This window comes from Myxococcus sp. CA040A (assembly GCF_013336725.1).
Lineage (GTDB): Bacteria > Myxococcota > Myxococcia > Myxococcales > Myxococcaceae > Myxococcus > Myxococcus llanfairpwllgwyngyllgogerychwyrndrobwllllantysiliogogogochensis.
The window spans coordinates 380554-405836 of sequence record NZ_JABUMR010000003.1; the positions used below are offsets into that span (position 1 = coordinate 380554).

17 protein-coding genes are annotated in these 25283 nt (G+C 69.6%); 11 read left to right on the forward strand and 6 right to left on the reverse strand.

The genetic code is table 11. The annotated features are described in order from the left end of the window. Window positions 1–120 precede the first annotated feature (120 nt). The 3 genes from HUA75_RS13850 to HUA75_RS13860 are packed head-to-tail and all read left to right on the forward strand — an operon-like array spanning window position 121 to window position 5741. A complete protein-coding gene (locus tag HUA75_RS13850; protein ID WP_174486672.1) occupies window positions 121–1794 on the forward strand; it encodes a nitrous oxide reductase family maturation protein NosD in 1674 nt (557 codons plus the stop codon). A 55-nt stretch (window positions 1795–1849) separates the two neighbouring features. Beyond that, window positions 1850–3829 carry a PAS domain S-box protein gene (locus HUA75_RS13855; RefSeq protein WP_141642178.1) on the forward strand — a complete coding sequence of 660 codons (1980 nt, stop codon included), beginning with the start codon at window positions 1850–1852 and terminating at the stop codon, window positions 3827–3829. Continuing rightward, the gene (locus HUA75_RS13860; RefSeq protein ID WP_174486673.1) at window positions 3819–5741 is read left to right on the forward strand and encodes an ATP-binding protein; all 1923 of its coding nucleotides are present in this window, start codon (window positions 3819–3821) and stop codon (window positions 5739–5741) included. The genes HUA75_RS13855 and HUA75_RS13860 overlap by 11 nt, the downstream gene beginning before the upstream one ends. Window positions 5742–5759: 18 nt before the next feature. Here the strand turns inward: HUA75_RS13860 and HUA75_RS13865 are convergent, their stop codons facing one another. The 3 genes from HUA75_RS13865 to HUA75_RS13875 form a co-directional block, all read right to left on the reverse strand. Further along, a complete protein-coding gene (locus HUA75_RS13865) occupies window positions 5760–10781 on the reverse strand; it encodes a hypothetical protein (RefSeq protein ID WP_174486674.1) in 5022 nt (1673 codons plus the stop codon). A 171-nt stretch (window positions 10782–10952) separates the two neighbouring features. Continuing rightward, a complete protein-coding gene (locus HUA75_RS13870) occupies window positions 10953–12119 on the reverse strand; it encodes a bifunctional methionine sulfoxide reductase B/A protein (RefSeq protein ID WP_306440871.1) in 1167 nt (388 codons plus the stop codon). Window positions 12120–12291: 172 nt separating this feature from the next. Further along, window positions 12292–13179 carry a general secretion pathway protein GspE gene (locus HUA75_RS13875; protein WP_174486675.1) on the reverse strand — a complete coding sequence of 296 codons (888 nt, stop codon included), beginning with the start codon at window positions 13177–13179 and terminating at the stop codon, window positions 12292–12294. A 322-nt stretch (window positions 13180–13501) separates the two neighbouring features. On the opposite strand from HUA75_RS13875, the gene HUA75_RS13880 reads away from it, so the two are divergent. The 7 genes from HUA75_RS13880 (at window position 13502) to HUA75_RS13910 (ending at window position 18609) form a co-directional block, all read left to right on the forward strand. Further along, window positions 13502–14242, forward strand: a complete 741-nt coding sequence (locus HUA75_RS13880; RefSeq protein ID WP_141642173.1) for a MotA/TolQ/ExbB proton channel family protein — start codon at window positions 13502–13504, stop codon at window positions 14240–14242. Between the two features lie 130 nt (window positions 14243–14372). Beyond that, window positions 14373–14861 (forward strand): biopolymer transporter ExbD, encoded by a 489-nt coding sequence (locus HUA75_RS13885; RefSeq protein WP_141642172.1) that lies wholly within the window; start codon window positions 14373–14375, stop codon window positions 14859–14861. 24 nt (window positions 14862–14885) lie between these two features. Further along, complete coding sequence (locus tag HUA75_RS13890) at window positions 14886–15464, forward strand: biopolymer transporter ExbD (RefSeq protein WP_141642171.1); 579 nt, start codon at window positions 14886–14888, stop codon at window positions 15462–15464. Between the two features lie 84 nt (window positions 15465–15548). Continuing rightward, window positions 15549–16208 carry an HAD family hydrolase gene (locus tag HUA75_RS13895; RefSeq protein WP_174486676.1) on the forward strand — a complete coding sequence of 220 codons (660 nt, stop codon included), beginning with the start codon at window positions 15549–15551 and terminating at the stop codon, window positions 16206–16208. 160 nt (window positions 16209–16368) lie between these two features. Then, window positions 16369–16977, forward strand: coding sequence for a putative glycolipid-binding domain-containing protein (locus HUA75_RS13900; RefSeq protein WP_174486677.1), 609 nt, complete (start codon window positions 16369–16371; stop codon window positions 16975–16977). A gap of 172 nt (window positions 16978–17149) precedes the next feature. Then, window positions 17150–17569: a hypothetical protein gene (locus tag HUA75_RS13905; protein ID WP_174486678.1), complete on the forward strand. Its 420-nt coding sequence runs from the start codon at window positions 17150–17152 to the stop codon at window positions 17567–17569. Between the two features lie 2 nt (window positions 17570–17571). Further along, complete coding sequence (locus HUA75_RS13910) at window positions 17572–18609, forward strand: hypothetical protein (protein ID WP_254627564.1); 1038 nt, start codon at window positions 17572–17574, stop codon at window positions 18607–18609. 64 nt (window positions 18610–18673) lie between these two features. Here HUA75_RS13910 and HUA75_RS13915 read toward each other — a convergent pair whose 3' ends face one another. Next, a complete protein-coding gene (locus HUA75_RS13915) occupies window positions 18674–18895 on the reverse strand; it encodes a hypothetical protein (protein WP_141642167.1) in 222 nt (73 codons plus the stop codon). Window positions 18896–19158: 263 nt separating this feature from the next. Here HUA75_RS13915 and HUA75_RS13920 point away from each other — a divergent pair, with 263 nt between their 5' ends. Continuing rightward, window positions 19159–21567: an MASE1 domain-containing protein gene (locus HUA75_RS13920; protein ID WP_174487025.1), complete on the forward strand. Its 2409-nt coding sequence runs from the start codon at window positions 19159–19161 to the stop codon at window positions 21565–21567. Window positions 21568–21592: 25 nt separating this feature from the next. On the opposite strand, the gene HUA75_RS13925 is transcribed toward HUA75_RS13920, so the two are convergent. Together HUA75_RS13925 and HUA75_RS13930 are read right to left on the reverse strand one after the other, a co-directional pair. Then, the gene (locus HUA75_RS13925) at window positions 21593–24151 is read right to left on the reverse strand and encodes a discoidin domain-containing protein (RefSeq protein ID WP_174486679.1); all 2559 of its coding nucleotides are present in this window, start codon (window positions 24149–24151) and stop codon (window positions 21593–21595) included. Between the two features lie 129 nt (window positions 24152–24280). Next, a complete protein-coding gene (locus HUA75_RS13930; RefSeq protein WP_174486680.1) occupies window positions 24281–25264 on the reverse strand; it encodes an NADPH:quinone oxidoreductase family protein in 984 nt (327 codons plus the stop codon). Window positions 25265–25283 lie beyond the last annotated feature (19 nt).

A 25283-nucleotide genomic window follows, 5' to 3' on the forward strand; every position in this document is an offset into this window, starting at 1 on the left:
CTGCGGCCTGGCGAGTCTGGGTTGCCATCGGGTCGGGGAATGAACAGGACGCGCGCCCCGATTGGCGGCCGTCCTCGCGAGCGCCCCATACGCCGCGACCCACACATGGAGTCTGACAGGATGCGCCAACGCTCACCGCTGCTGACGGCCTACTGCTCCGCTGCCCTGCTTGCCCTGCTTGCCTGCAATGGCACGAGCGAGCTGACCCAGACCACGGGCTCACGTCCGTCCACCGATGAGGCGCCCTCGACGGGCAACCCGCCCGCGCCATCCCCCACGACACCCACGACTCCCGCGCCGACACCGACGGAGCCGGATGAATCCGAGCAGCCCTCGGAGCCCACGCCGACGCCCGACCCGGAGCCCACCCCCACTCCGGAACCCGAGCCGGAGCCCGAGCCCGAGCCTGTTCCGGAGCCGCCGAAGCCGACCTACACGCGCATCCTCTGGGTGGCGCCGTCGGGCAGTGACAGCGCCTCCGGCACGGAGAGCGCGCCGCTGCGCACGGTGACGCGGGCGCTGACGCTCATCGCGCCGGGCGAGGCCATCTATCTGAAGACGGGCACCTACGCGGAGCGCCTCAAGCTGGAGGAGCGCGGTGGCACGGAGGCGAAGCCGCTCACGGTGAAGGCCGCGCCGGGCAGCGCGCCCGTGGTGAAGCCTGGCGGCGAGTCCGCGCTGGTGGACGTGCGCGGCGCGTACTGGCGCGTCGAGGGGCTCACGCTGGATGCCGCGGGCTCCGCTGCCTTCGCGGTGCTGTGGCGAGGCACCGCCGCGCATCACGGTTTGCTGCGTGACTGCGTGGCGAAGAACGGCACGGCGGGCGCGGGGCTCAACGTGTCGGAGAAGGCCCACGACATCCTCATCGAGGGCAACACGATTTCGAACTTCAGCCGGGGTGGCAGCGACAGCCACGGCATCATCGTGCAGACCACATCGAAGAACGTGGTGGTGCGCGGCAATGACATCCATCACAACTCCGGCGACGCGGTGCAGTGCATCGGCCCGGAGGCCGGAGCCACCGTGTCCGGCACGCCCTTCGACAACCTGCTCGTGGAGGACAACGAGCTGCACGAGAACCGGGAGAACGGCGTGGACGTGAAGACCTGCACGCACGTCACCCTGCGCGGCAACATCATCTGGGGCCACAAGGCCACGTCCACGTCGCGCGGCGAGGGGGTCGTCGTCCACCTGTCCGCGTCGGACGTCACCCTGGAGGACAACGTCTTCTATGGAAACGGCCGGGCCATCAACATCGGTGGCAACCGGGTGAACGGGCCGCCCACCCGCATCATCATCCGTCGCAACCTCATCCGGGATGGCCTGGGTGGGAGCGAGGACGGCGGTGGCATCCGCGTGGACACGTCCACCGACGTGAAGGTGCAGCACAATACGGTGTGGAACATGCCCGGGCCCTGTCTCACCTTCGGCCACGGCGACACCGGGCCGAGCGCCGGCCTGGACGTGCGCAACAACGTCTTCGCCGGCTGTGGTGTCTCCGCGCGCGCGGGGGCTGCGCGCTCCGGCACGGTGATGGATGGCAACCTCTTCTTCCGCTCCTCCGGTTCCATCTCCTTCTTGCTGAATGGGGAGAGCGTGAACCTGACGGAGTGGCGCTCTCGCAGCGGGCTGGACAAACGCTCGTTGGAGAAGTCGCCGGGGTTCGTCAACATCGACACCGGGGACTTCCGGCTGGGGTCGGGCTCCGCGGGTCGCAACGCGGGCCTGGGGTTGGGACTGACCTTCTGCGGCGCGGCCCCGGACCTGGGGGCATTCGAGTCGGACTGCCCCTGAGGCGGCGGGGCGTGTAGAGTGGGCTCCGCTCCCCCCTTCCGCCCCGACCCTCCACGTGCCGTCTTCGCTGGAATTCGCTCTCGGCATCACCCTGGTGCCTCCGGCCTCACCCGCACGTGAGCTGCTCGCGGCCGCTGCCGCGCGTGCGGGTCTCCGCGTGGTGGATGGCGTGGAGGGGGCCGCGCTGGCGCTGGTGGACCTCACCTCGCCAGACAGTGGCCCCGCGCTTCGCACCCTGCTCGACTCACCTCGCGCCTCGCACATCACGCTGGTGGCGCTGGTGGAACCGACCGAGCAGGGCTTCTCCGCCGCGGAGCCCCTGAGGCCCGCGGACGTGCTCACCATCCCGGTGTCGCCGCACGAGCTGGTCTTCCGGCTCCACCGCGCCGCCGGGCGTCACCTGGAGCGCGAGGGACAGGAGCGCGGTCAGGAAGACCTGGCGCTCCTCCTGGAGCTGACGGCGGACTACGCGGAGACGTCCGACGTGGAGGCGCTGCTGCACGGTGTCACCCGCCGGCTGGCGGAGAAGCTGGACATCGCGCGCGCCACGCTGGTGATGCTCGGTCGCAACGCGGATGAGGGCGTCATCGTCGCGGCCAGCGATGACCCGACGCTCAAGGACCTGCGCATCGAGCTGTCGCGCTACCCGGAGATCCGCGAAGTCATGCGCACGGGTCGTCCGGTGGTGATGGAGGAGGCGCCCACGCATCCGCTGCTGGGCGACGTGGAGCGCAGGGCCGTGGCGGCGCGCGGCATCCACGCCATCGCCGCGCTGCCCCTGCCCATCCGGGGGCAGGTGCGAGGCGTGCTGCTGCTTCGCGCGGCGGGGCGTCGGCGCACGTTCACCTCGCGGGAAATCGACTTCCTCACCACGGTGGCGCATGCCACGGCGGTGGCGCTGCGCAACGCCTCGGTGCTCCAGTCGGTGAGGGGGCAGACGGAGGCGGAGAAGACGGCGCGCCTGGCCGCCGAGGAGCAGGCGGCCTCCTTCAAGCCCTACCAGCTCTTCTTCGCGCACGTCAGCGAGGGCGTGGCCATCCTCGACGACAAGGCGAGCGTGCTGTCCCTGAATCCTTCCGGCGCGGCGATGCTGGACCTGCCGGCGCCCGAGGCTCGGGGGCGGCATCTGCATCAGGTGACGCAGCCGGTGGATGACGGCGTGCTGATGGAGCTGGTGACGGCGGCGTCGCGAGGCGAGGCGCGCTCGGGCGTGGACGTGGAGGTGCGCACGGCGACGGGGCGGCGGCTGACGCTGTCCATGTCCGCCGCGCCGCTGCGTGACGAGGACGCGGCCACCATCCTGTCGTTCCGCGACGTCACCGACGCGCGGCGGCTGGAGGACGAGCTGCGCCAGACGAAGGACTTCCTGGAGCGGCTCATCGACTCGTCGGTGGACGCCATCATCGCCGCCGACCTGAAGGGGCGCATCATCCTCTTCAACAAGGGCGCGGAGGCACTGGTGGGCTACACCGCGCAGGAGGCGATGGCGGGCGTCACCGTGGAGCAGCTCTATCCCCAGGGCGTCGCGCGGCGAATCATGTCCACGCTCCGAGGGCCGGAGCACGGTGGCAAGGGTCGCATGTCGCTCACGCGCGAGGAGCTGGTGAACCGCGCCGGAGAGCGGGTGCCGGTCAACATGACGGCGTCGCTCGTGTACGAGGGCGGGCGCGAGGTCTTCAGCGTCGGCATCTTCACGGACATGCGCGACCGGATGAAGCTGGAGCGCAAGCTGTCGGACGCGGAGACCCGGCTGGAGGAGAGCGAGAAGAGCGCCGTCATCGTCGCGCTCGCCGGCACCGCGGCGCATGAACTCAACCAGCCCCTCACGTCGGTGATGGGCTACGCGGAGCTGCTCAAGCGCAAGCTGAAGGAAGAGGACTTCGCCTGGAAGCCGGTGGACATCATCTACCGCGAGGCGGAGCGCATGGCGGAGATCGTCCGGAAGATTGGGAAGATCACCCGCTACGAGACGAAGGCGTACATGGGGGAGCAGCAGATTCTCGACCTGGACAAGGCGACCTCCCATGAAGACTGACACCCGCGCCGTGCGAATCCCCGGCGGCCCGGGCCCCGAGTCGTTCCAGGCCTTCTTCGAGGCGCTCGACGCCCCCGCGGCCCTGTGTGACCCGATGCTGCGGCTGGTGGCGGTCAACGAGGCCTTCCATCGCTTCTGCGCGGACCACCAGGCGACGGTGGAGGATGTCGCGCGCGCGTTGGCGGTGGCGGCCGTGCCCGTGGATGGCTCCAGCTGCGACATGGAGCTGCCGCTCGCGGGCAAGCCGGGCGCCGTGCTGACGATGTCGCGCCGGGGTGACGTGGTGGCCGTGCGGGCCCGGAACGACCCGGAGCTGGCGCGCAGCCGGCTGGTGATGGCGGAGCGGGCGCTGCTGGAGCAGGCGCGCACCGAAGGCGTGCTGCTGGATTTGGGCCGCAGCGTGGCGGAGGTCGGCGGCGAGGAGGAGCTGGTGGCGGCGGTGGCGCGCGGGGTGAAGGAGCTGTTCCCCGGGCGCTCGTTCTGCATCCGCATCACCGACTCGCGCACCGGCGGGCTGACGTCGCTCTACGCGGAAGGCCGGATGAAGGAAGGCGCGCACGAGCCGCTGGTGCTGTTGCAGCGCGCGGTGGAGAAGCTGAACCTGGGACGCTCGACGCTGCCGACGACGGGCCGGGTGACGGTGCTGAGCGAGGTGCCGCTCCTGTTCCTGGGCAGCACGCACGGCGTGAGCGCGCCGCTGGTGGCGAGCGGGCAGCTCTTCGGCGCCATCAACATGGAGTATCCGGAGGGGCTGGACGCGGACATCCAGCACGACGAGCGCGTGTTGCTCCAGCTCGCCAGCCAGGTGGCGGTGGCGGTGAAGAACGCGAAGCTCATCGACGAGCTGACGTTCGTGCGCAAGTACCTGGAGGACCTGCTGGAGAAGGCGAACGCGCTCATCCTCGTCGCCAATCGGCAGCAGGAAGTGGTGGTGTTCAACCAGGCGCTCAGCGCGCTGACGGGCTTCCGGAAGGAAGACGTGCTGGGCAAGGACCTCTTCTGGCTGGTGCCGGAGAACGAGCACCTGCGGCTGTCCCAGGTCATCGCCGCCGCGCTTCGCGGTGAGTCGGTGAACAGCTTCGAGACGCGGCTGTTGTCGCGCGACGGCAACGAGGTGCGGGTGTCGTTCGCCACGTCCTCGAGGCTTGCGCACCATGGCGAGGTGGACGGCGTCATCGCCATCGGCCAGGACATCACGGTGGTGAAGGAGCTGGAGAAGCGCATCATCCACGCGGAGAAGCTCGCGTCCATCGGACAGCTCGCGGCCAGCGTGGTGCATGAAATCAACAACCCGATGACGGCGGTGGCCACGTACGCGGACGCGCTGCTCCAGCGCTCGCGGACGACGCCGGGGGCGAATCCCGCGGACCAGGAGAAGCTGCGGAAGATTCTGGAGAGCAGCCACCGCATCCTTCGCTTCACCAGGGATTTGGTCAGCTACGCGCGGCCGGCGCAGGACAGGCCGGAGCGGGTACAGCTCAACGCCGTGGTGGACATGGCGGTGGGCTTCTGTGAGCACGTGGTGGCGCAGGCGCGCGTCAGCGTGCACCGGGAGTACACGGAGCTGCCGCCGCTGTCGGCCGTGCGCGCCAACCTGGTGCAGGTGTTCGTCAACCTCATCACCAACGCGTGCCATGCGATGCAGCCGGGTGGCGCGGTGTTCCTGACGACGCGGCGCGAGGGTCAGGAGGCGGTGGTGTCGGTGAGGGACTCGGGGACGGGAATCGACCCCAAGCACCTCCAGCGCATCTTCGAGCCTTTCTTCACCACGAAGCCGGAGGGCAAGGGCACGGGCCTGGGGCTCTCCATCTGCCAGGGCATCGTGGAGAACCACGGCGGCCGACTCACGGTGACGAGCGCCGTGGGCGCGGGCACCACCTTCTCCGTGCGACTGCCGCTGTCGGTGGACTGACAGCGGCGAGGCGTCCGGTCAGTCCCATCCCCGGAGCTGCACGCGCACCCTTCGCATGAGCAGGTCCCATTCCTGGCGCTTCAGGGTCGTCAGGACGCGCCCGCCGATGACGGTGAGGCCGGTGAGCGTCATCACCAGGAAGCCGATGCGGTGGTCCCTCAGGCCCGCGTCGAGCAGGTTGGCCACCACGTCCAGCGTGAGGAACAGCGTGCCCAGTGCGAGGTACGCGCGAATCTGCAACGCCATCCCCACCGCGACGCCCAGCAGGCAGACGCCGCCGAAGATGAGCGCATACGTGCCGTCCGGTGACTCGCCCACCCGCATCGCCAGCTTCGCCGCTGCGGGCACGTACAGCAGCAGGCCCCCCAGAATCCGCACCGTGTTGCGCGCCGCGTGCGGCAGGCTCCCCGTGAAGAGCTGTCCCAGCATCAGCAGCAACAAGCCCAGCGGCGCCAGATAGATTTCCAGCCCCTCCAGCCCGAAGGCCAGCGCGGCGATGAGCAGCGCCAGGTTGCACGCCGCCGCCGCGAAGGCGCCGAACATCCGGCTGCGCTCCACCGCCCCCAGCGCCGCGTACAGGAGCCCCGAGCCACCCGCGAGCAACGCCGCCTCCTGCGTCGCCTCGCCCGGCAGCACGAACGCCATTCCAATGGGCAACAGCGCCGCGAAGCGACGGGTCGCCGCCTCCACCGGGCGCACCCCCGCCCGTCGCGCCATCACCGTCACTCCGACGAGCGTGAAGCCCAGCGCCAGCGCGAAGAGGGCGTCATGCTCGGCCCGCAGGCCCGGTGCATACAGGCTGCGCACCAGCGCGTAGACGCCCACCACCGCGAGCTGCACGAAGTACACGTGCCGCCCGGTGTGCTCCACCCAGGCGCAGTGCAGGGCCACCAGCACCGCCAGCCCGATGGCCGCGATGGCCGTCGTCAGCGACTCCTGCGGCGCATTGCCGCTCACCGCCAGCGCGGCGAGCATCACCCCCGTCGCCACGAGCCACGCGTCCCGCCCCCACGTCATCCCCACCGCGACGTCCGCCCGGCGCGCTCGCGTCCACCGCTGCGCGGTCTGCAGGGCCACCACGGCCCCCGCGGACGCCAGGGCCAGCACCGCGCCGTGGACGATGAAGAGGTCCCCATAGCGCAGCCAGGGGCCGTTGAGGCTCGCGCGAATCGTGAACCCGGCCATGAACGAAGCCAGCACCGCGCTGCCCGCCACCCAGGTGCCGGCTGATGCCACGAGCGATGCGAACGCTCCCTTCCACCGGAACGCCGCCACCAGCAGGGAGGCCGCGATGAGCCACAGCGTCACCGGGAAGGCCGGCGACACCATCCAGTTGCCACCCAGTCCGATGAACATCTCCCCGAGCAGGTTGAGCGCCGCGAGCGTCGACGACGTGGTGCCGTTCACCGCCAGCGCGTACACCGTCGCGGCGATGAGATAGACGGCCATCGCCTGCTGGATGCGGACGCGCGTCGCGCCCTCGGACATGCCGCGCTTGTGCGCAATCCACGGGCCCACCGTCACCACCGCGAGCCCCACCAGCGCGAGCACGGGACCCGGCCAGACCTCGAAGATGTCCACCCGGTGCGCCAACGCATGCACCAGCAGAAGGATGCTCGCGCCCAGCACGCCGCGCCCCTGCGCTCGGGCTCCACCGACGAACAACACCACCCCCGTCGCGCAGACGAGGCCCGCCGCGGTGAGCCCGGGCTGGAAGAGCGCCGCGAGCCCCACCAGCCACACCGCCGTGACGGAGCGACGGTGCAGCAGGTGTCGGAACTGCTCGGGCAGACCCCTGAGCGACGCCAGGGCATAGACGAGCCCCGCGGCGGCGATGCCCGCGAAGGCTCGCTGCCACAGGAGGAACACGCTGTCGCCGGGCGCGAGCCACGCCGCTTCCGTGAGCCAGTGGTAGCCCTCGGCGCCCACGCGCACCCACTCGCCATCGGGCGGCGCCAGCGAGACGAGCGAAGGCCCGAGCAGCGACTGCCTCGCGGCCCAGAGCGCGGCACCAGCCAGCCCCAGATACAACCCCAGGTTCGCGAGCAACACCGCGCGGAACGAGGTCGCGAGCAGCAGCACCAGCACCGTCGCACCGAGCACCAGCAGCGGAGGCGTGATTCCCAGCGCGTGTGACGCGGACGGCAGGCCGACCAGGACAGCGCCCTTCAAGAGCACGAGCGCCAGCGCCGCCACGCCCACGTGGGGCACCGCGTGGTACAGCGGGCCGTGCGAGGGTCGCTCCAGATGCTTCGCCAGCCACGGGCCGAAGCGCCTCGTCGCCAGTGCGATGCCCCAGACCGCGATGCCGATGAGCGGAAGCCGCCGCGCCACGACATCCGGTGGCAAGGGATGGCCCGCGCGATTGATGATGGCCGTCAGCGCGATGAACCCGCCCATCGCCGCGAGTGTCACCACCGAGCCTCGCAACTCCCAGTCCTTGAAGCCGCGCGACACGAACGCCAGGAGCGCGGTCAGGATGAGCAGTCCGCCCGCGAGCAGGCACATGCCGCGCTCGTCATCGGCGGGGAAGGGGAGCCACTGAACCAGGGTGACGGTCGCGATGATGGCCTGCACCAGCGCGGCCGTGGCGAAGCCATCCGTGTAGAGCGAAAGCCCGCGAGCACCGAGCGGCAACCGGACGAGGGCGAACACCCCCCGACCCCAGAAGTCGCGAAGCGCGCCAGGAGCCGCCGCCGGGTCGACGACGGGAGGACGCGGGCGCAGCGTCGCGAAGAGCGCGAAGCCGAACGCCACGGCCGCCGAGCCCAGCGCGGAACGCGCCGACGCGAAGTCGAAGACGGTGCCCAGCACCTGGGACACGACGAGCGCCACGCCCGTGGCCGCGATGATGCTCACGATGCGGGTGCCGTCACGGCGCGCTCTCAGCAACAACTCCAGCGAGACCAGCGCCGTGGGAAGCGCGATGAGCACCCCGCCCGGCAACGCGGCGACGGACGTCAGCAGGTCCGGCGGCACGGGCGCGACGCCGATGGCGAGGAACACTCCCGCCGAGGCCATCACCAGCGACACGTCGTCCAGTGGCAACAGCGCATCCTGGGGTGCCGACGGCTGGGCCCACGCGTACTGCACGAGCCCCGCGACACCGTACAGAGCGCTCACGAGCGCGAAGACCGCGAGGCGACTCCAGTCACCCGAGAGCCACGAGGTTCCATCAACGAAGGCCAGTGCGCCGAACAGCGCGGCGGCTCCGCCCAGGTAGTGAAGCCCCCGCCAGCGCCAGCCTCCCGCCAGGTGCGCGGCCACTGCGATGACCAGGCCCGTGAAGACTCGGGGCCACGGTGAGCTTTCGCCCTCGCCCTCCATCCAGGACACGAGCGGCAGCGACACCAGCGTGCTGACGATGCTCCATGTCAGCAGCCGGATGCTCAGCATCGAGGACTGGCTTCGTCGCGCCGAGAGCATCAGCGCCGAAGCCGCCGCGGCGCCTCCGAACACCCACCAGCCCGGCTCTCCCGGAGCCAGGGTCCGCGCGAGCAGCGCTCCCGCGAGGAGCGTGGCCATGACTCCAGGATGCACCAGGGCTCGACGCCGCGACTCCAGCAGGAAGAAGACCCCTGCGGCGAGCACCGGCGCGAGCGCCGACGCGCCATCGACCTGGAGGTCTTCACCGGTCCCCACGGAGAACGCGGTGATGGCTCCCGCGAGCGCGCCCGCGGCCAGCACCGCGTGCGCCACGGTCTCCAGCACCGCGCTCGCACGGGGAAGGGCCTCGCGCGCGAAGTGCGTGGTCGCCGCCACCGCGATGACCGTGGCGATGGCCTGCGCCCAGAGCGTCATCCCCGCGAACAACGCGCCGCCCGGTTGCAGGTCATCGAACCCCGAGGGGCCGCTCGACACGGCGAAGACCGCGAGCCAGAGCGCGCCATAGAGCGCCGCGCTCGCGCTGACGAGCAGCGTGTTCGCGGACGTCTCCTTTCGCGAACGCCACAGCGTGGCCCCGAGCGCCACCACGCCCGCGGAGGCGCAGAGCACACGCAGCCACGGTGCCTCGTCGAGCCCCATCAGCGGCAGGCCCGCGAGCAGCGAGGGGAACAGGGCCACCGCGAGCGACGTCGCGGATGTCCCATGCAACAGCCTCCCCGCGGACCTCAACGGCACCATCCCCAGCGCGGCGATTCCGAGCGCGACGGGGATGCCCAGAAGGGGTGACAGCGCCACCAGCGAGGACAGCGCGATGAACGCCACGGGGAGCAGTGCCAGGCCGATGCCCGACAGGACGCGGCCCACGGGCATCGAGCGCCGCGACAGGAACACGCCGAGCCCGATGAAGCCCGCGTGGTAACCCCACAGCGCACCCGTCACCAGGAGCTGTCGGGGCACGCCACCCAGCGCCCGCCACGCCTCGCGGACGCCCATGAGCGAGCCGCCGAGCACCAGCACCGCGCCGAGGAACCACCAGATGAAATCGTTCAGCCGGGGCGTGTTCTCCGATTGCGCGTCGAGCGCGACGACGGCTTCCAGCCCGCCCCCGAGCGCACCCGAGGCGTCCCGGGCGAAGAGGGACTGTCCGGAGCCCAGCGCCGAGCCGAGGTCGTCCTCGCTCGCGTCCCTGTCTCCTCGCGGCCCCCTCGCGGCCTGCGCTCGCTCCTCCTTCGCGGCCTCATCCAACGAGCGCGCGAGCGCCGTGCCCCAACCGAAGAAGCTCCAGCCTCCCGCGCGTTGCGCCGATGCGGCGACGCCATCCGCCCAGGCCTCCACGCGCGCGGCGGAGTCCAGTGGTTGCGCCTCCGCCACGACGGTGTCGTGTCCGACGGCCTGCACGCCCACGGCGACAACGGCCGCGGAAGAGGGTGCATCGAAGGGCGTCGCCATCGCGTCGAGCGACTGCTCCAGTCGGAGCGCCGTCGACTCATCGAGGAGTGCGTCGCTTCGCCAGTCCTGGATGCGTCGCCAGAGGGCCTTCTTGACGAGTGCATCGAAGTGCGGCTCGGTGACGGGCTGGAGGGTGGCTCCACACTCCGGACACTCGCCCCCCGATGCCTTGTCGCGGAACCGCGCGCAGACTGGGCAGATCATCCGCGCAGCATAGCCGCACTCCCACATCACCTGCCTTGAGTCAGCATCACCCCGTGCGCGGAGTGCCTCGGAGACACGCCTGTCGCCCCGACTCGGTGTCGCGAGCCGGGTCCCTCCCCGCGCTTTCCCCGGGATACGAGACTTGTATCACTCGGCCGGTGCCCCTGTTTCTCAGTCCCTCATGTAATGGCAGGTGTATCCGCCTGGATTCTTCACGAGGTAGTCCTGGTGGTAGCTCTCGGCGGGCGTGAACTCGCCTGCTTGAACCACCTGGGTGACGACAGGGCGCTTCCATTTCCCGGAGGCGTTGACGCGGGTCTTCACTTCCTCGGCGACGCGGCGCTGCTCGTCGGACAGCACGAAGATGGCCGAGCGATACTGCGTGCCCACGTCGTTGCCCTGGCGGTTGAGCGTCGTCGGGTCGTGCATGCGGAAGAACCAGTCCTCCAGCAGCGTGGCGAAGCTCAACACCTTCGGGTCGAACACGACGCGCACCGACTCCGCGTGTCCCGTCCGTCCCGAGCTCACGTCTTGATACGTCGGCTTCTCCAAGCCGCCGCCCGTGTAGCCGACGTCTGTCTGGAGCACGCCCGGAATCTTGCGGAGCAGGTCCTCCATCCCCCAGAAACAACCTCCCGCCAGCAGCGCCGTCTCCGTCACCCCCGACGCGGCGAGCGCCTTGTTCAGGTCGACCTTCGCGGGCGTCGCGCTCACCGGCTTGCGGCCGAACAGCGTCAACCACTCGCCGTACCCTTGTTTCTCCAGGTCGTTCACCGGCACGAAGCGCAGGGACGCGGAGTTGATGCAGTAGCGCTGCCCCGTGGGCTGGGGACCGTCGTCGAACAGGTGGCCCAGGTGGGAATCTCCCGCCTTCGAGCGGACCTCGACGCGCGCCATGCCCAGGCTCGAGTCCCGCTTCTCCACCACGTGGGCCGCGTCAATCGGACGCGTGAAGCTGGGCCAGCCCGTGCCGGAGTCGAACTTGTCCTTGGAGGAGAACAGCGGCTCGCCGGTGACGACGTCGACGTAGAGCCCCTCCTCGTGGTGGTTCCAGTACGCGTTGCGGAACGGCGGCTCGGTCGCCTCCTTCTGCGTCACTTCGTACGCAGTCGGGGAGAGGGTGCGGCGCAGCTCCGCGTCGGCGGGCTTCTCGTAGCGGCGGGAATCCCCCGCCGTGGAGCGCGTCCCTGCTTCGAGCGTGCCCGCGCCGCCAGTGGCCGCGCCGCTCGCCTGGGTGCATGCCGCGAGCACCGCGAAGGCCATGGATAACAGCAGGCGCCCTGGCGCGCCCCAGGAAGGGGAACGGGATGAGCGTGAGGTGACGATGACGGACGACATGGGCTGGAGCCTCTCCGGACACGCCCGCCGCGCGGGGGTTCTCCCTCCCTTACGCGCCAGCCCCGAAGTCGGTTTCAGCCTCCGACACCCACGCCCCCGAATACCCCAGGCGAGCCGGCGGACGACCGAGCCCGCCGTGTCACGCCAGCACCCAGGGCACGAGCAGCGCGGTTCAGCCGCCCTTGTCCTCGCCCTCGTCGTCCAGCTCGCGGCTGAACTCCTCGTTCGACAGCAGCCCCTTGCGCGCCATGATGCGCATCAGCGCCCAGAACTTGCGCTCCAGCTCCTCCACGCGGTCCGGGTCCTCGCGGGCCTGCCCGAAGAGGTAGTCCAGGTCGTCGAGCACCCCGCCACCCGACGCGGGCTTGGGCTTCGCCGCGGCCTGCTCGCGCTTCTGCTTGCGCTGCTCCTCCCGCGTGCGGATCAACTCCGCGAGCGAGGTGCGCTGGGTCGTCTCACCGGGCGGCAGCTCCTCGCCGACGATGACCTCATCCTCGTCCTCGTCAGGCTCGCCAGGCGGCGGGGCCGACGCAGCGGGCTTCGTCGCGGGCGCGGCGATGGGGCGCGCGCGTGCGGACGGCGCGGGCTTCGCGGCCGTGCCACTCGCCGGAGCCACGGGGACCTTGTGGTAGTAGCGCAGGATGGCGCCCCGCACGGCGGACAGCGCCGCCACGCGCACGCTCACCTTGAGTCCGGTGGTGAACTCGATCTCCTCCACCGCCGGTACGTTGAGTGGATCACTCATCGCGACGACGAGCTGCCGCCGCCCGCCCACGCTCTCCAGTGCGATGGGGAACAGGTCGTGCTGCTCGCAGAAGCGGGGGCGCAGCATGTGCACCGCCGCCCACTCCGGAGTCACCGCCGCCAGGTCCACCTGCGGCATCCCGAGCGCCTGACTCAGCGCGCTCGAAAGCGTCGCCTCGGTGATCGCTCCCTGGGCGATGAGTGTCGCCCCCAACCGCTGCCCTGACTTCCGGTGGGCCGCGAGCCCCGCCTCGAGCTGGGCGACGCTGATCGCCCGCTGCTCCAGCAGCAGCTCGCCAATGCGCTTCCTCGCCATGCGCCGGCATTAGCATGCGTTCCCTGGGCTCGGAAGCGCGCGCTGACACAACGCCCCCTTCTTGGGAAGCCCCCCAAAAGGCCCGTACTGCTGCCTGGAGTCCATGCTGGCAAGGGGTACTCCAGCGCAAAATTCCTGTGAGATTTCAGCACTTAACGCCAGGGCCCCTGCCTTGACACCCCAGACAGCCATTCCTAAAGTCGGCACCACCGTTTTCAACATCCATTCCTGCCGCCCATATCTCTGGGGCGCACGCCCGGGGGGGCGACAGGTTCTGGAAGGTCCGGAGCGCCGGGCCAAGCCGCCGTGGAGGCAAGACGCGATGAACCTGGGGTTTTTGACGAATCTGGCCGTGCTCGCGAACGCTGGTGGTCCCGAGCGGGGCTTCTTCGAAGAGGTCGCCAGGCGCTGGGAGGCCGGTCAGTGGGGTATGTATCCCATCGCCGCTTGTCTCGTGGTGGCCCTGTCCATCATGGTCGAGCGCACGATCATTCTCTTCGGCAAGGCGTCCATCAACAAGGAAGCCTTCCTCCGTGGACTCAAGAAGCACATCTACGCGGGTGACCTGGACAAGGCCATCAACTACGTGGCGGGCCAGAAGTCGACGCCGCTGACGAGCGTCATCAAGGCCGGCCTGATGAACGTCCCCAAGGGCCAGGACGAAGTGCAGGCGGCGCTGGACGAGGCCACCCTGCGCGAGACGCCCCGCCTGGAGGCCCGCAGCGGCTACCTGGCGATGCTCGGCAACGCGGCCATGCTCGCCGGTCTGCTCGGCACCGTGTCGGGTCTCATCTCCTGCTTCGAGGCCGTGGCGAACGTGAACCCGGCCGACAAGGCGACCATTCTCGCCAACGGTATTTCCGAAGCCATGAACTGCACGGGCTTCGGGCTGGTGACGGCCATTCCGTGCCTCATCGCCTTCTCCGTGCTGATGGGCCGCACCCAGTCGCTGGTGAACGACATCAACGAGACCAGCGTCTCCGTGCTGAACCTCATCGTGGCGAACAAGGACAAGTTCAAGAACCTGAACGTCCCCGCCGCTCGGGACCACCACGACGACTGAGTCGGGCTCCCTGGAGGGAACCCGGAACCCGGGCGCGCTGTCCTGTCCCCCACATAGCGTGGGGACAACGGCGCGCCCCTTTCAGTCTCTTGCCGCGCTTCACCGCGCGGGGCCGTAGGAGGAGAACGCCATGGCCGGCGGAATGGACACAGGGCAAGGTGGTAAGGGTGGCAAGAAGCCGCTCGATACCGCCATCAACCTGACCGCATTCATCGACCTGATGGCAGTGACCATCAGCTTCCTCATCATGACGGCGGTCTGGACTCAGATTGGCCGACTTCAAGTTTCCCAGGCGGGAGGTCCCTCCACGGAGGAGGAGCAGCCGCCGACGGAGACCAAGACGGTTCAACTGACGCTGCTCATCACCCCGTCGGAGCTTCGGCTGTCGGCGGACCAGAGCACGTTCGACCCCATCCCCCTCACCAAGGACGGCAAGGGCAAGACGGACCTGTCCAAGCTGGTGGCGCGCTTCAAGGAGTTGAAGGCGCAGCTTCCGGACCAGACAGCCATCACCCTTCAGCCCGAAGACAAGGTCCGCTACGAGGACCTGGTCCGCATCATCGACGAGTGCATCGGCTCTGGGTTGCCCCAGGTGTCGGTGTCCGCGGCGATGGGCTAGCCGAGCACGGAGCCACTCTCAGTCATGGCCATCAAGGTTCCAGGCAAGCGGTTTGGCAAGCGCCTCCAGCACTCCAAGGTGTTCGGGCACGGCGTCCACGGGAAGCGCAACGGCTACGCCGACCTGCTCATCACCCCGTTGGTCGACATGTTCGTCATCATCGTGCTCTTCCTCATCGCGAACTTCTCCGCGACGGGTGAGGTGCTGATGATGACCAAGGACATCCAGCTTCCAGAGGCGGTCCACGTCCAGGAAGTGGAGATGCACCCGGTCGTCATGGTGTCCGGCGAGCAGGTGAGCGTGTCCGGCACCATCGTCGGCCGCGTGGAGGACTTCTCCAAGGACGAGTACCTCAACATCCCCGCGCTGGAAGAGAAGCTGCGGGACATGAAGAAGCAGTTCGAGGACCTGCACGCGATGGCGAACGACGACGCCAACACGTTCAAGGGCGACATCAACATCCAGGCGCACAAGGATGTGGAGTACGCCATCATCAAGCGGGTGATGTTCAGCTGCGCCACGGCCGGCTACAACAACATCAACTTCGCGGTGATGACCGTCGCCGGACCGGACGACGCCACCACCGCGGCCGTCACGCCCTGAGCGATTGCTGAATGGGCCTCGAAGCCCTGAACGCCCTGGCCCATTCGGCCGGGGCGTTTTTGTTTTTTCCGGAGACCTCATCTCATGCAGCTTCGTGCCGTCTTCTTCGACCTCGATGGGACCTTGGTGGATTCGCTGGGGGACATCGCCGACGCGATGAACCACGCGCTGGCGCACCACGGCCTGCCCACGCATCCAGAGCCCGCCTATCGCCGCTTCGTCGGTGAGGGAGTCAGGGAGCTGGCGCGCAGGGCGGTGCCCGCGGGCCGCGAGGACCTGGCCGCGCCGGTGCTGGAGACGTATCGCGCGTACTACGACGAGCACCTCTTCGATAGGACGGCGTCCTACCCCGGCATCCCCGCGCTGCTGGCGACGCTCGCGGAAGAGGGCGTGGTGATGGGCGTGCTGAGCAACAAGTCGGACAGCTTCGTGAAGCGGCTGGTGGAGCGGCTGTTGCCGGGTGTGGCCTTCGCGCGGGTGTACGGCGAGCGGCCGGGCGTGCCTCGCAAGCCGGACCCGACGGCGGTGCTGGGGATGGCGGCGGAGCTGGAGCTGGCCCCTGGCGTGTGCGGCTTCGTGGGCGACACGGCCGTGGACATGGACACGGCGCGCGCGGCGGGCATGTACGGCGTGGGCGTGACGTGGGGCTTCCGGGACGCGGAGGAGCTGCATGCGCACGGTGCGCGCGCGGTGGCCACGACGGCCCAGGAGCTGCTCACGGCGCTTCGCTCGGCGAGCGTCTGAGCGGGCCCGCGTGTCTCGGGCAGCGGGGACACGGCCAGCATGGGCGGGGTGTGCTCGCGAACAATGAGCGCAAGAATGAGCAAGACGACCCGGCCGTCGATGCCTAGGGTCCACTCGACTTCGGCGAGGCGCCGACGCTCTTCTTCCGCGAGCACTCCTCATGACCTTTCCCCTGGGCGATGCGAACCCGGACTCGAAGCGGCGGTGTCTCCGCGCGTGGCAATGGACGCGCCAGGACCAGCCCGGGAGCGAGTACTGCGAGCTGCGTGAGCTCGACGGTGGCTGGGAGCTGGTGGGCTCCGTGGTGGTCGCGGAGGAGGGGGCGCCGTTCCTCGCGGAGTACTCCGTCGCGTGCGACTCACGATGGCTGACCCGGGAGGCGCGCATCCTGCTGCGCCGGGGCGGCACGTCACAGTCGCTCGTCCTCCGTGCGGACGAGCAGCGACGCTGGTGGTGCGGCGACGAGGAGGTCCCCCAGTACAGGGGCTGCACGGACGTGGACCTGGGTTTCACGCCCTCGACGAACACGTTGCCCATCCGTCGGCTGTCGCTGGAAGTGGGGCAGTCGAGCGACGTGACGGCCGCGTGGGTGCGCATGCCGGACCTGGCGCTGTTGCCGCTGCCGCAGCGCTACACGCGGCTGTCGCCCTCGCGCTTCCGGTACGAGAGCCGGGGCGGCAGCTTCGTCGCCGAACTGGAGACAGATGAGCTGGGCCTGGTGACGCGCTATCCGCCCGCATGGGAGCGCGTCGCCGTCACGTCGTGCTGAGGCGCCTGGGTTCTAGCCCTGCGTCGACGGCTGGACGGAAGAGTGCGTCGGAGCGGTGGCCTTGGGGTCCTTCGCGGGGAATCTGTGCGTCCCGAGCCCGGAGCCGTGTGCACGGGCCGTGGCTTTCACCTCTCGCCCCCGGCCCTTACGATGGGGCCGTGAGGTGCATCACTTGAACACCCAGGGCCCTCCGCCCGGTGCGAATGTCCTGCTGAGTTTGTCGAAGTTCCGCCTCGGCCGGATGTTGCTGTGGATCGCCGCGGTGTGGCTCGGGCTGATGGCGCTCGTTCCGGGCCCCGGGCAGAAGGAGCTGGTGACAGCAGCCCTGTTTCCCGCCGTGCTCGCGGCCTCGGGGAGCTGGAATGCCTGGTGGGCGGAGCGTGAGTCCCCACGGCCCGGGACGATGGCGTGGCTGTTGCCCCGGCTCATGCTGGGCGCGGTTCTCCTGGGCGGCGCGGCGCTCCTGCTGTGGTGGCGCAGGCGGCGGGACGTGAAGGTGCCACTGCCACGGGCTCCGTCGCCGGAGGACGTGGACCGGTGGGCCCTGGCGGAGCTGAACGCGGACACGTCGCCACGGGAGCGTGTGGCGTGAGCGTGTCCGCGAAAACGAACACGGGCTCTCAGGCTCCGACGATGCAGTCCGCACCGTCGGGAGTGCCAGGCGCGGAAGAGGCCGCCGTGAATGCGGTGTCGATGGAGCGGAGTCCCTTCGGACAGCTCGACACGGCGCTTCCGTCCAGTGATTCGATGCTGGCGGTGAGCACCACGGCCGAGCCGCTGGACGCGGTGTCGACGTCGTCCGAGCCGGACCCAATGACCGAGGCCCCTCTCACGAACCAGCGCCGCGTCATGGCGGTGTCGACGTCGTCCGAGCCGGACCCAATGACCGAGGCCCCTCCCACGAACCAGCGCCGCGTCATGAAGGACGTGGCGCGCGCGGGATTGCGGATGCTCGTGGGCGTGGTGCCCGCGTTGCTGGGCTCGGGCCTGTGGGGCGCGGTGAAGGGCTTCTTCCTCTTCGGCGCCTTCGGGCTCGCCCTGGCGGGGACCTTCGTCCTGGCGCCGCGCTGGCTCGGCATGCCGCCGACACCTGGCTGGCTGGAAGCCCTCAGCCTGGGGCTCACGCCATTCGCGCTGGCCCTGGCGGGCGGGTACGCCCTGATGCTCAACGGGGTCGGCTCGCGGCTCGCCCAGGAGGCACAGGAGCGCGGCTGGATGGGGTACGCCTACGCGGTGCTCAAGCCCGCGGCGCTCCATGTCGCCCGGCGTTTGCGAAGCACGGGGCCGCTCGGTCGCAAGGAGCTGATCCAAGCCATCGAGCACTCCGTGGCCGAGCAACTGCGCGAGCTTCCCGAGGAGCGCACCGGGCCGCCCTCCCGCACGGAGCGCCTGGAGCGCTTCCTCATGGAGCAGTCCTACCGTGTCCTGGGCGCCGTCGCCCTGCGCACGGTGCTCACCGCACCCGACACCGCGACGGCGGTGCGAGGGCTGGAGACGCTCGCCGTGGACCGGCTGGAGGGCGCGCTGGTGGAGACGCTGGAGGACGTGTTCTTCGTGCAGCAGGTGCTCGCGCTCATCGCGGGGGTGCTGGTCGCCGCGATACCGACTTTCATCCTGCTGTTCTCTCGCTGAGCGGAAGAAAAAAGCGCGGGCCGACCACCCCTGTGAGCCGCCCCGCGCCCCGCGAGCCTCGTCGCTAGACGATGGTCACGCGGTATTTCTCTTTGTCCTCCGCCCGGTTGTGCGCGGTGGCGGCGGAAATGATGTGGCACACCCAGCCCAGGCACCCTCCGGTGCCAATCCAGAAGCCCGGGGTGACGATGAGCCAGAAGACACCGCGCAGAATGTCGCCGTTGTAGATCTGCCCCACACCGGGGATCAGAAAGGACAGCAGGGCTGCGATTCCGGGTCGCGACATCGTCTAGGTACCTCCTCCTTGTTCTTCCCTACGCACCCCCGCCGAAGCGATTGCATCCGCCGGAGCTTCCGACCTATCGGCTCCTGGACGCTTGCCTGCCCTGCGCGACGGGGGGAAGGTGCAATACCGGGCCTGGCCCGCTACCATGCACTCCACTTTGTGAACCCGTCGGGTCGGCGGACGGGTCTACCGGGGGGACGGTCATCATCATCGGGCTGATTCGAGCCAGCGCACGCGCGCTTCGCGGACGGCATCTCTTGGAGATGCTTGTCCTGGCGGGCGTTTATCTCGCCGTCGCCCGGCTCGGCCTGTCCCTGTCCACCGTGGGAGGAAATGTCAGCCCTGTCTGGCCGCCCACGGGGGTGGCGCTGGCGGCGCTGATTCTGCGCGGTCCCCTGCTGTGGCCCGGCATCGTCATCGGCGCGTTCCTGGCGACCGCGTCCACGGGGGTGCCGCTGTCGGTGGCCCTGGGGGTGGCGGCGGGGAACACGCTGGCCACCGTGCTGGGGGCGGCGCTGACGCGGCGGCTGCGCATGGGCTCGGACCTGTCACGCATCCGTGACGTCGTCGTGCTCTGCGTGGGCGCGGGTGCGGTCTGTACTGGTGTGAGCTCGCTGGTGGGGCCGCTGTGCCTGCTGTTGGGCGGCGCGCTGCCGTGGGAGCTGTTGGGCCGCGCGGTCTGGGTGTGGTGGGTGGGGGACTTGATGGGCGTGCTCGTCGTGGCGCCGCCGCTCTTGCTGCTGAGCCGCCCCACCTGGCCGCACCGGCTGGGCGAGGCGGTGGCGCTGGCGGGGCTGACCACCGTGCTGGGCGCGAGCGTCTTCCTCTTCCGGAACGCGCAGCCCGGCTTCGCGCACGCGGCCAGCTTCCTGCTCTTCCCGATGTCGGCGATGGCGGCGCTGCGCTTCGGGCCTCGGGGCGCGGCGGCGGCGACGCTGGCCATCTCCACGGTCGCCATCTTCGGCACGGTGCGAGGGCAGGGGCCATTCTCCTCGGGCAACGTGGCGCAGGACCTGCTCGTGCTCCAGCTCTTCGTCGTCGTCAACGCGGTGACGGGGCAGTTGCTGGCGGCGGCGAGCGAGGAGCGACGGCGCGCGGTGGAGAAGCTCCAACTGCTCGCCACCACCGTGAGGGGTGTGCACGAGGGCGTCTTCATCGCGGAGGTGGAGGGCCCCGGCAGGCTGCGGACCGTGTTCGCCAACGAGGCGCTGAGCCTGCTGCTGGGCCGGCCTCCGGAAGAGCTGGTGGAGCAGGACCCGTGCAAGATGTATGGGGAGCAGGACCCCCGGCTGTGCCAGCGCCTGAACGCGGCGTTGCTGGCGGGCGAGTCGCTCTGCGTGGAGGTGACGGTGCCGCGCAAGGATGGCCGCCTCGTCTCGACGGAGGTGCTGCTGTCGCCGGTGCGCGCCACGGGCGGAGACGTGTCGCACTTCGTGGCGACCCACCGGGACATCACCGCCACCAAGGAACTCCAGGCGCGACTGGTGGCGGCCGAGCGTGTCGCCGCGGTGGGGACGCTGGCGGCCGGAGTGGGGCACGAAATCAACAACCCGCTGGCCTACCTGGTGTTGAACCTGGAAGCCGCCACGCGCGCACTGTCGGAAGGCGGGATGCTGGGGCAGCGGGACGCGCAGTCGAGCGTGCGCGGCGCGCTGGAGGGCGCCGAGCGCATCCGCCTCATCGTCCGCGACCTGCAGGTGTTCAGCCGTCAGGGAGACCAGGACCGGACGCTGGTGGACCTCAACGCGCTGGTGCCCCCGGCGGTGCGCATCATCAGCCATGCGCTGCGCCACCGCGCGCGGCTGGTGGAGGAGTTCGGCCCGGTGCCGAAGGTGCTGGGCAGCGAGGCGCGGCTGGGGCAGGTGCTGCTCAACCTGCTCGTCAACGCGATGCAGGCGGTGCCCGAGGGCAATCCGACGCTGCACGAGGTGCGCGTGCGCACCAGCACGGACGCATCGGGCCGGGCCCGCGTGGACGTGGTGGACACGGGCATGGGCATCTCCGCGCAGGTGATGGCGCGCATCTTCGAGCCCTTCTTCACCACCAAGCCCACCGGGGAAGGCACCGGGTTGGGCCTGGCCATCTGTCAGCAGATTGTCCGCACGCACGGCGGCGAGCTGGAGGTGCGCAGCGAGGAGGGCAAGGGCTCCGTCTTCACCGTGCTGCTGCCCGCGGCGCCGGTGCAGATGGAGGTGCCACCCCGGCCGGTGGCGCGTGGAAAGCCCGCGGTGCCCTCCACGGGTCGACGTGGGCGCGTGCTGGTGGTGGATGACGAGCCCCGGCTGGCGCAGTCGATGCGGCTGTTGCTCGAGCCGTACCACGACGTCGTGATGACGACGCGAGGCAGCGAGGCCCTGGCGCTGGTGTCGGCGGGGCATCGCTACGACGTCATCCTGTGTGACTTGCAGATGCCGGAGGTCGATGGCGCCACGCTCTACCGACGGCTGGGCGTGGTGGCGCCGGAGCTGACTCGGCGGATGGTGTTCATCTCCGGCGGGGCGTACACGGCGGAGACGCGAGACTTCATCGAGACGGTGCCGAACCTCGTGCTGGAGAAGCCCGTGCGGCCGGAGGTGCTGATGGCCTCGGTGGATGCGGCGCTGGACACGCTCGCCGCTCAAGACGAGGACGACGGGCCCGTGGTCGCCCGCGCGGGCGGCGCACGCCACTGAGGGCGGCGCCACCCGGCGGAAGCGGTTACTGCCGGTTGCTGATGCGCTGCTGGAAGAGCCAGGTCCAGAGGGCGGGCGTCGCGTAGGCGTTCTGCCACAGCGTGTTCGAGTGGCCCACGCCGGGATAGACGGTGGGGCTGAGCATCGCGCTGGTGGTGCCTCCGCACTGCGTCTCCAGCATCGTCTTCAGGCCCGTCGACTTGTCCGCTCCACCCTGGGAGTCCGAGCCCCCATGGAAGGGCCAGGTGGGCAGGGTGCGCAGGTTGCAGATGTTGGCGACGTTCGTGGGCGTGCTCGTGACGGCGATGGGGACGAAGGCGGCGACCTTCGACATGTAGACGGGAAGGCCGGCGGAGTCGTAGAGGACGTTGGCGCCGCCGCTGAAGCCGGTGAAGTACACGCGGTCCGTGTCCACCAGGTAGTCCCGCTTCAGGTCCTCGAGCATCGCCATGACGGTGCTCACGGTGAAGTAGGCATCCCCACTGCGGCCGGCCTTCCAGTAGTGGAGGGACACGGCGATGGCGCCGAAGCTCGCGCGATAGGTGCTGGAGTTCAGATTCCAGGCGAGACCCTCCGCGTTGCTGGACACCGACAGGTGGTCATTCGTGAGCATCACGCCGCCGGTCCCAGGGAGCGAAATGATGAGGGGCCAGCGAGCGTTCCGGTCCGCGTTGTAGCCAGAGGGGAGGAACAGCGCGTACGAGTAGCGCGAGTCGCGCACGGCGATCTGCTCTCCGGCGGTGCAGGCGAGGGGGCCCGTAGACGTGGTGGCGGGCTTGCCCATGACCTTCAGTTCCCGCACGAGGCAGGGCTCGTTTTCGTCCCCATCGCTGTCCAGGCAGAGCAGGCGAACCTTGCTGGCGATGACGGGTGCGGTGAAGGTCACGTTCTTGAGGGTGGTGGCCCCCGGATTGTTCCGCACGGAGGAGCCGGGAATGGTCTTCCAGCAGCCACCGTCCCATGCCTGGAGGTCGAAGTTCGTCATCGCGGCGGAGGAGTCCGTGGAGAAGGACAGATGCACCTCCGCGCTGTGGATTTCGTAGGCACCCTGGAGGTCGACGTCGAGATAGGTGCCTGGCTTGTTGGCGTAGACGGACTCCCAGCGGGTGGAGAGGTTGTCATCGGTGGCGCGCGCCGCGACGTTCGAGCCGCTGGTGTGCATGGCGACAGCCGGCTTGAGTCGCGCCACGTTGGTGAGGGTGCTGGCGTTCGTGACGGTCACCGTCGCGGTGTCCGCGTGAGTCGCGCCATCGTCATCGGTGACGGTGAGGCGGAAGACCAGCGTGCCGACGGCGAGCCCGCTGACGGAGAGTGACGGGGTGTTCGCGCCACTCAATGAGGCCGTGGGGCCGCTCACCTGGGTCCACGAATAGGACGCGATGTTGCCATCCGAGTCCGTGCCCGAGCCCGTGAGGGTGATGCCCGCGTTGGGCAGCACCACGGTGCGGTCCGTACCCGCGTTGGCCACGGGCGCCTGATTCGGTGGGGCATTGGTGACGGTCACCGTCACGTCGTCGGAGTGGGTTGCTCCGTCGTCGTCGGTGACGGTGAGGCGGAAGACGAAGGCCCCCGCCGAAAGCCCACTGATGGCCAGCGTGGCGGTGCTCGCGCCGCTCAGGGTCGCGGTGGTGCCGCTGACCTGGGTCCACGCGTAGGAAGCGATGGTGCCATCCGCATCCGTACCGGTTCCGGTGAGCGTGAGGCTGGACGTGGGAAGCACCAGGCTCCGGTCCGCGCCCGCGTTGGCCACGGGCGCCGTGGTCACTGTCACCGTCATGTCGTCCGAGTGGGTGGCGCCGTCGTCATCGGTGACGGTGTGGCGGAAGACGAAGGTTCCAGCAGCGAGGCCGTTGACGGCCAGCGTGGAGGTGTTCGCGCCGCTCACGGTCGCGGTGGCGCCACTGACCTGCGTCCAGGCGTACGTGGTGATGGTCCCATCCGAGTCCGTGCCCGAGCCCGTGAGGGTGAGGCTGGAGGTGGGAAGCACCAGGCTCCGGTCCGCGCCCGCGTTGGCCACGGGCGCTTGATTGGCGCCAGGGGTGGCGGGCGCACCGAAGACCCAGACCTCCTTCACGCGGCAGTTCGAGGTGCCGGGCTCGTTGCAGAGGAAGCGGACCTTCTGACCGCGCACCACCTGGGTGAACGTCGTGGAGACCGCCACGCTGGTGTTGCCCGTCCTGGCCGCGCCAGGGATGGGCTGCCAGGACGTCCCGTCATGGTAGAGCAGGTCGAAGTTCGCGATGGGCTTCGTGCTCTGGTAGCCCGTGTAGACCTCCGCGCGGTGCAGGTCGAACGTCCCCTGCAGGTCGATGTCGAGATATCGCGGCGCGTAGATGTACTCACCCGTGCACCACCGCGAGTCGTCCGACGTGATGTTTCCATCCACCGCGTACTGTGGAAGGAAATGCTGAGGGTCCAACTGGGTATGGGACGCCGTCGCGGGCTTGTTCAAGGTGACATTGACGAGCCCATCGTCCAGCGCCGAGGCCCTCGAGGACACCTCGGCCCCACCCGGTGCTTCGCCGCAAGCCGACAGCACCAGGGCGCCGACACAGCTCCCCCACATGATGAACTTCTTGTTCAAGGTGAGACCTCCCAGACAGGAATACAAATCCTGTTTAATCCAGGAGTGAGTGCGGGGTACACTGGCAGCCGCGATGTTCTAGTTTCTGTGATACCGTATTGAGTTGGGCCCTGGTGCGGGCCTGGACGCTCAGTCGATGCGGATGACGACCTTGCCGGTGGTGCTCCGCTCCGCCATCGCCCGATGTGCCTGGGCGACTGCTTCGAGCGGGAAGGTCTGTCCGATGACCGCCTGGAGCTGACCTCGCTCGACGAGCGAGAGCGCTTCACGGAGCGCCGCCTGCCGAAGTTCGAAGGGCAGGGTGAAGGTGGCGAAGCCGATGATGGCCTGGTTCTGGGCCAGCATTCCGGTCATCTGCTCCCGGCTCCACTGCGTGTCGAACATGCTCTCCGCGCCGAACAGCACCAGCCGTCCCCGGAAGGCGAGGGCCTGAAGGCTCCTGCCGGGAAGCTCTCCGCCGCCCGCCACGAAGACGATGTCCGCGCCGAGTCCACCCGTGGCCTCGCGGACCCGGGCGGGCCAGTCCGGCTGGGACGTGTCCACGACGGCATCGGCGCCCAGGCGCAGGACGACGTCCCGCTTGGCGTCCTGGCTCACGCCACCGATGACGCGCGCCGCTCCCATCCGCTTCGCGAACTGCACGAGGAACGTCCCCACTCCTCCCGCGGCGGACGGGATGTAGACGGATTCGCCCTCACGCAGTCGCGCACCCTCCCTCAGTCCGAGCAGCGCGGTGGGGGCCTGCGCGGGCAGGCAGACCGCCTGTTCGAAGGAGACCGCGTCGGGAAGGGCGAGCACGGTCGCCGTCGGCGCGATGGCGTATCCCGCGAAGGCGCCTTGATTGGGGAGGACCGCGACGACGCGCGTTCCTTTCGTGAGGCCCTGGACGCCAGGTCCCACGGCATCCACGACTCCAGCGGCCTCCAGGCCCGGGACGAAGGGCAGCGGCGGCGTGCCGGGCATGCGGCCCTCCCGCTGGCCCATGTCGGTGAAGTTGAGTCCCGCGGCGTGCACGCGGATGCGCACCTCGCCCTCTCCGGGGGTGGGGGTGGGCACGTCGTCGAGGCGCAACTCCTCGGGTCCGCCGAACTTGTGCAGGCGAATGGCTCTCATGAGGTCTGTCTCCTGGACG

Coding starts and splice junctions, on each gene's coding strand:
- HUA75_RS13850 (WP_174486672.1), top strand. CDS start 121: ATGCGCCAACGCTCACCGCTGCTGACGGCCTACTGCTCCGCTGCCCTG.
- HUA75_RS13860 (WP_174486673.1), top strand. CDS start 3,819: ATGAAGACTGACACCCGCGCCGTGCGAATCCCCGGCGGCCCGGGCCCC.
- HUA75_RS13865 (WP_174486674.1), bottom strand. CDS start 10,781: ATGATCTGCCCAGTCTGCGCGCGGTTCCGCGACAAGGCATCGGGGGGC.
- HUA75_RS13870 (WP_306440871.1), bottom strand. CDS start 12,119: ATGTCGTCCGTCATCGTCACCTCACGCTCATCCCGTTCCCCTTCCTGG.
- HUA75_RS13875 (WP_174486675.1), bottom strand. CDS start 13,179: ATGGCGAGGAAGCGCATTGGCGAGCTGCTGCTGGAGCAGCGGGCGATC.
- HUA75_RS13880 (WP_141642173.1), top strand. CDS start 13,502: ATGAACCTGGGGTTTTTGACGAATCTGGCCGTGCTCGCGAACGCTGGT.
- HUA75_RS13885 (WP_141642172.1), top strand. CDS start 14,373: ATGGCCGGCGGAATGGACACAGGGCAAGGTGGTAAGGGTGGCAAGAAG.
- HUA75_RS13890 (WP_141642171.1), top strand. CDS start 14,886: ATGGCCATCAAGGTTCCAGGCAAGCGGTTTGGCAAGCGCCTCCAGCAC.
- HUA75_RS13895 (WP_174486676.1), top strand. CDS start 15,549: ATGCAGCTTCGTGCCGTCTTCTTCGACCTCGATGGGACCTTGGTGGAT.
- HUA75_RS13900 (WP_174486677.1), top strand. CDS start 16,369: ATGACCTTTCCCCTGGGCGATGCGAACCCGGACTCGAAGCGGCGGTGT.
- HUA75_RS13915 (WP_141642167.1), bottom strand. CDS start 18,895: ATGTCGCGACCCGGAATCGCAGCCCTGCTGTCCTTTCTGATCCCCGGT.
- HUA75_RS13920 (WP_174487025.1), top strand. CDS start 19,159: ATGCTTGTCCTGGCGGGCGTTTATCTCGCCGTCGCCCGGCTCGGCCTG.
- HUA75_RS13930 (WP_174486680.1), bottom strand. CDS start 25,264: ATGAGAGCCATTCGCCTGCACAAGTTCGGCGGACCCGAGGAGTTGCGC.